This window comes from Ideonella azotifigens (genome assembly GCF_006519715.1).
Lineage (GTDB): Bacteria > Pseudomonadota > Gammaproteobacteria > Burkholderiales > Burkholderiaceae_C > Ideonella > Ideonella azotifigens.
Map to the genome: position 1 here is coordinate 1 of NZ_VIDT01000348.1, position 5,822 is coordinate 5,822.

Genomic DNA, 5,822 nt, shown 5'->3' on the forward strand with positions numbered 1-5,822 from the left:
AACAGCCCGGAAGACGTGGGCCGGCTGGCCCAGCGCGTGGTCGATGCCATCGCCCTGCCCTTCGAGCTCAGCGGCCACACGCTGCTCTGCGGCGCCAGCGTCGGCGCAGCGCGCTTTGGCGTGGACGCCCAGGCGGTGGACGAACTGCTGCACAAGGCCGACGTCGCCATGTACCGCGCCAAGACCGGCGGCCGCAACTGTTTCAGCTTCTATGACCCCGCGCTGGACCGCGAACTGGCCGAGCGCCGCTCGCTGGCGCAGGACCTGCGCTCGGCACTCGCAGACGGCCACCTGTCGCTGCACTACCAGCCGCTGTGGGCCAATGACGGCACAACCCTGCTCGGCTACGAAGCGCTGATGCGCTGGCGCCATCCGCAGCGCGGCATGGTGCCGCCGGCCGAATTCATTCCACTGGCCGAGCAGACCGGCCAGATCGAGGCGCTGGGCGCCTGGGCCCTGCAACGCGCCTGCCTCGAAGCCGCCAGCTGGCCGGCACCACTGCACGTGGCCGTGAACCTCTCGGCTGCGCAGTTCCGGCCCACGCACGACCTGGTGCGCGTCGTCGAGCGGGCACTGGAAGTGGCCGGCCTGTCCGCAGCCCGGCTGGAACTGGAGATCACCGAATCCCTGCTGATGAGCGGCACCGACGAAGTGCTGCGCACGCTGGGCGGGCTGTCGGCCATGGGCGTGCGCATCGCGATGGACGACTTCGGCACCGGCTATTCCAGCCTCGCCTACCTCTGGCGCTTCCCCTTCGACAAGATCAAGATCGACCGCGCCTTCACCAGCAGCCTGGTCCACGACGCCAAGGTCGCCCTCATCGTCCGCTCCATCGTCTCCCTCGCCCACGCAATGGGCATGCGCGTCAACGCCGAAGGCGTCGAAACCGAGCCGCAGATGGCGATGCTGCAGAGCCTGGGGTGCGATGAGTTGCAGGGCTACCTGCTGGGCCGGCCGGGGCCGGCGGAGGCGCTGGATCACCGCAAGGTTGAGGCGGTGAACACGGAGGCGTAACCACCAGCCGTGAATGGGTCAGCGACCCAGCTCGGCGGAGCCGAACAGCGACGCTAGTGCACGCAGGCGACGCGACAGCAACCGGGTTGTCGATCCGAGGTGAGCGCACCTTAGACAGATCGTGCTCTGGCGGAAAGCACGTACGAGAAAGACCAGGACCCAGCGCACAACGCTGCAATCACGCACGGCTTCAACGAAGAGATGCCGATCGCCCCCCCAACTACAAGCCAATGCGTGGCGACTGCGGCTATAAATCCCAATAGAAAGCCGCATCCACAGCGAACCCATACTTGGCTCGAACTCGCGGGTCGTGAAGCCAACGGAAGCATGGTGAGCGAAGGGCCCACTGCAGCGGCCAGCGCCGGCCAAAGAAATGGGTCGTTGAACACCCCATACAACACCGGCAGGACGCTGAACCCGATGGAAGCAAATTGAAGTCTGCGCTGCGCGGGCGTTTGTATTGCTCGCCGGGTCTGCTGCCCGTGTAGTCCGGAATAGCGAACGATCAGTTTGTTGAATGCGTATATCCCGACACCCCAAACAGCACCGCCCACCATGCACAGCAAGAACACCAGTGCCAGGAGAAGGGCGTTGGCCTTCGATCCAGCCATGAACCAATAGACCACAAACATAGCGAGGCCCCAGGCGGCCGATGCAGTGGCAAGACGTTTTTTATTCATGAAGTCAAAATTTCAGCGAAAGGGCATCCGCCGAGGCTGGCTTGAACCACCGATGCGTCGAGCAGATCGACGCGAGCGCCTGACCGAACCCGAACCGAGTCCCAAGAATCCAGCCGTGCCTCGCATCGCTGCGCCCGGCCACCTGATCTCGATCTTGCGGTTCTAGGCAAGGCGATCCCTGGGATAGAGATTGGTCAGGCTCCGAGAAGGCGTGCCAGCTTCGCAGCCACACCTTTGAGGTACCCCACCACGTCCTGCAAGAGGCGCAGTGTGACCGGCCTTTTCAGCTTCGACGCATACGGATTGCGACGCGACTTCATCTTCGACAGGTCGTACTCGGCCTTCATGTCATTCACCCAACCAGACGACTATGCGTACGATGTCTTGATCTTCCTGATGGCCGAGATATCGCCAAGGAAAATCCGAAGGGAATCCTTGTCCTTCTGGGAAAGGGCCCGGTCTTCGAGCAGCTTGAGCTGGCCAATGACGACCTCCAGGGCTTCAGCCAAGTGGCCGATCTGCTTGCCGTAGCTACCCACCGTTTGCAGTGCCTCTTGCTCGACGGCGGCATTTGAAGACGCGCCAACGTTGACATTGAACAGATTGAACGACCAATTCGGCAGTATCGACTGGCTCAGACTGGATGGAGCCATCTGCAGTGGCAATTGCAGTGGCAGGTAGACGTTTTGCATGTTGAACCTCCTGATAGGTCAAACGAATTCGGCGCACTGCGATTGAGCCACATGCCGCGCACTTTGGGCGATGCCTGAGTGCAACCATGCGACGGCAGCATCGCCGCCTTGGGCGGGCTGGACTTCAAACAGAAGACCGCGGACGACGTGGCCAAGTTGCTCGAAAAGCCGCGCACTGCCGCCTGACCGGGCGATCGGTTCAGGACCGGCCGTCGTGCTCGCCCGTCCGCTGCCGAGCCGCCTATTCAATCTTCGCTTCGCGCACGGGCTGGTTCTGCGGGCACCCCAGCGCCATGAACACCGCCAGCGCCGCATGCGCATCGTCTGCCGCATATTGCAATTGACGAGGCGCAAGCTGCGGCAGCGCCCAGTTGGAGGTCGTGGCCTTCCTGGACTTTTGCAGGCGCTGGCCGAGGGCGATGGCGACTGCGGTTTTCACGCCGACGGCCTCTCGGTAGCCCAGCGGGCGGAATGCGCGGGCGACGTCGATGCAGCTTTGCAGTCCGATGCCGAGCTTCTCCTGCAGCGGCCCACGGTCCGAGTTCAGGCCGAAGCCGACCTTCAGGATGTGTGGCGACTCCAGGATCTCTTGCAGCACGGCCAGCGTGTCGCGGCGGAAGGTCTGGAAGATGAAGGCGTGGTCCAGGGTGGCGATCTGGATGACGTGCGGGCCGTCGGACTTCAGGCCTGCGCCGAAGATGGGCTTGGATTCGGTGTCGAAACCCACCATGCCGGCGCGCGCAACCTCCGCCGCCACAAAGGCCAGGTGCGAGGCCTCGGTGACCAGCAGGATGCGGCTCGGCGGCAACGCCTGGTAGGGCGGCAGCAGCGCAATCTCTTCCTTCGACGGCCTGGGCGCCGGCATCTGCACCGGCGGCTTGTTGCGCCGCTCGGCTGGCGAGCCCGCTGCGGGCGCGGCTTCAGGAAGCTTGTTCTTCACGCTTGACCTCCAGCAAGGCCAAGGCACGCTGGCTCAAGGCGATCCACTGCCGCTCATGCGCAATGCCGGCCTGCAGCACCAGGTGCTGCAATTGCGTCTCGCGGCTGGCGTCCGGGTCGGCGAAGTCCGTGGCCTCGATTTCCAGGTACAGCGCCAGCTTCTGCTCGTGCAGCGCCAGGCGGCGGCGCAGCTCGGGCGCCAGCCCGGCCGGGCCGATGGCGGCTTCGGCGCGCAGCTTGACCATCAGCTCGTCGCGCTGGGGTTTCGGGTCTTCCGCCTCGGCGACCCAGCGCTTGAGTTCGCGCTTGCCGGCAGGCAGCAGCTTGTAGTTGCGTTTGCGGCCACGGCTCTGGGCCACGGCGGTGGACAACACCCAGCCGGCTTCTTCCAGCCGGCCGAGTTCGCGGTAGATCTGCTGGTGCGTGGCGTGCCAGAAGTAGCCGATGGAGCGGTCGAAACGGCGGGCCAGTTCCAGGCCCGAGCAGGGGCGCTCGGCCAGCGCGGTCAACAAGGCATGCGGCAGGGACATGGCGGCATCTTGCCCGAAGCCGCATCCGAGCCGAGGAATTGGCCAATTTATGCAACCAGTTGCATTGAAAGGCGCGGCGCACTACATTGCGGTCCATCGAGTTTGCAACCCGTTGCATAAAGCCGCCGCCCATGACCACCACCGCCTACCCTCACCTGCTTCAGCCCCTGGAACTGGGCTTCACCTCGCTGCGCAACCGCGTGCTGATGGGCTCGATGCATGTGGGCCTGGAGGAAGCGCCACAGGGATTCGAGCGCATGGCAGCGTTTTATGCCGAGCGGGCGCGCGGCGAGGTGGGGCTGATGGTGACCGGCGGCATTGCGCCGAACGAACGAGGCCGCCCGATGCGCGGTGGCTCGATGCTCACCACCGAAGAGGAAGCCGAGAAGCACCGACTCGTCACGCGAGCGGTGCATGCCGCAGGCGGGCGCATCGCGATGCAAATCCTGCATTTCGGGCGCTATGCCTACCACCCGACGCTGGTCGCACCCAGCGCGTTGCGGGCGCCGATCAATTCGTTCACGCCGCATGCGCTGAGCGGCGAGGAAGTGGCAGCGACCATTGACGACTTCGTGCGCTGCGCGGCGCTGGCCCAGCACGCCGGCTACGACGGCGTGGAGATCATGGGCAGCGAGGGCTACCTGATCAACGAGTTCGTCGCCGCCTGCACCAACCAGCGCGACGACGAATGGGGCGGCAGCTACGAGCGCCGCATGCGCTTCCCGGTGGAGATCGTGCGCCGCGTGCGCGAGCGGGTCGGCGCGAACTTCATCATCGTCTACCGGCTCTCGATGCTGGACCTGGTCGAAGGCGGCTCTTCGCTGGACGAGGTCATCCAGCTTGCCAAGGCCATCGAGGCGGCGGGCGCCACGATCCTGAACACCGGCATCGGCTGGCACGAGGCCCGTGTGCCGACCATCGCCACCAAGGTGCCGCGCGGCGCGTTTGCCTGGGTCACGCAGCGGCTGATGGGCCAGGTCCAGATCCCGCTGGTGGCGACCAACCGCATCAACACGCCGGAAGTGGCCGAACAGCTGCTGGCCGACGGCTTCTGCAACATGGTCTCGATGGCCCGCCCGCTGCTGGCAGACCCGCATTTCGTGCGCAAGGCGCGCGAGGGCCGGGCCGACGAGATCAACACCTGCATTGGCTGCAACCAGGCCTGCCTGGACCACACCTTCGGCGGCAAGATCACCTCCTGCCTGGTCAACCCGCGTGCCTGCCACGAGACCGAGCTGATCGTCGCGCCGACGGCAGCGCCGAAGCGCATCGCCATCGTCGGCGCCGGGCCGGCCGGGCTGGCCTGCGCCATCACCGCGGCCGAGCGCGGCCATGCGGTCACGCTGTTCGAGGCCGGGCCGGAGATTGGCGGGCAGTTCAACATCGCCAAGCAGGTGCCGGGCAAGGAGGAGTTCCACGAGACGCTGCGCTACTTCCGTCGCCAGATCGAGCTGCAGGACGTGGCGCTGAAGCTGGACACCCGCGTAAGCGCAGCGCAGCTTGCCGCGGGCGGGTTCGACGAGGTGGTGCTGGCGACCGGCGTGACGCCGCGGGTGCCGGACATCGCTGGGCTGGACCATCCGAAGGCGCTGGGCTACCTGGACGTGTTGCGCGACCATGTGTCGATTGGCAAGCGGGTCGCGGTGATCGGCGCGGGCGGCATCGGCTTCGACGTGGCCGAATACCTGGTGCACGAAGGTGACGGCGAAGCCCCATCGCCACAGCGCTTCCATGCCGAATGGGGCGTGGACACCGCCTACTCGCGGCCCGGCGGCCTGAAGGCGCCGCAAGTGCCCGTGCCTGCGCACCAGGTGCACCTGCTGCAGCGCAAGGCCAGCAAGGTGGGCGAGCAACTGGGCAAGACCACCGGCTGGATCCACCGCGCCGGGCTGAAGGCGCGCGGCGTGGAGATGGCGGCGGGTGTGCAGTACGAGCGCATCGACGACGAGGGCCTGCACCTGCGCATG

7 protein-coding genes are annotated in these 5,822 nt (G+C 65.9%); 2 read left to right on the top strand and 5 right to left on the bottom strand.

Annotation, left to right across the window (positions count from 1 at the left end; genetic code table 11):
* On the top strand, positions 1-1,014 hold a 1,014-nt coding region (locus FKP22_RS18970), incomplete at its 5' end, for a putative bifunctional diguanylate cyclase/phosphodiesterase (RefSeq protein WP_141289278.1).
* A 110-nt stretch (positions 1,015-1,124) separates the two neighbouring features.
* On the opposite strand, the gene FKP22_RS32255 is transcribed toward FKP22_RS18970, so the two are convergent.
* The 5 genes from FKP22_RS32255 to FKP22_RS18990 form a co-directional block, all read right to left on the bottom strand.
* Entirely contained in the window at positions 1,125-1,694 is a 570-nt protein-coding gene (locus tag FKP22_RS32255) for a hypothetical protein (RefSeq protein ID WP_170200957.1), read from the bottom strand.
* A 194-nt stretch (positions 1,695-1,888) separates the two neighbouring features.
* Complete coding sequence (locus tag FKP22_RS18975) at positions 1,889-2,041, bottom strand: hypothetical protein (protein ID WP_211361464.1); 153 nt, start codon at positions 2,039-2,041, stop codon at positions 1,889-1,891.
* A 21-nt stretch (positions 2,042-2,062) separates the two neighbouring features.
* On the bottom strand, positions 2,063-2,386 hold the full coding sequence (locus tag FKP22_RS18980) for a hypothetical protein (protein ID WP_141289279.1): 324 nt from the start codon (positions 2,384-2,386) through the stop codon (positions 2,063-2,065).
* A 241-nt stretch (positions 2,387-2,627) separates the two neighbouring features.
* Positions 2,628-3,326, bottom strand: coding sequence for a 3'-5' exonuclease (locus FKP22_RS18985; protein WP_231011054.1), 699 nt, complete (start codon positions 3,324-3,326; stop codon positions 2,628-2,630).
* Positions 3,307-3,855, bottom strand: coding sequence for a PadR family transcriptional regulator (locus FKP22_RS18990; protein ID WP_141289280.1), 549 nt, complete (start codon positions 3,853-3,855; stop codon positions 3,307-3,309). Before FKP22_RS18990 ends, FKP22_RS18985 begins: the two co-directional genes overlap by 20 nt.
* Positions 3,856-3,986: 131 nt before the next feature.
* Between FKP22_RS18990 and FKP22_RS18995 the strand changes: the two genes are divergently transcribed.
* Positions 3,987-5,822 (top strand): NADPH-dependent 2,4-dienoyl-CoA reductase (locus FKP22_RS18995; RefSeq protein WP_141289281.1); only part of this gene is annotated, 1,836 nt, incomplete at its 3' end.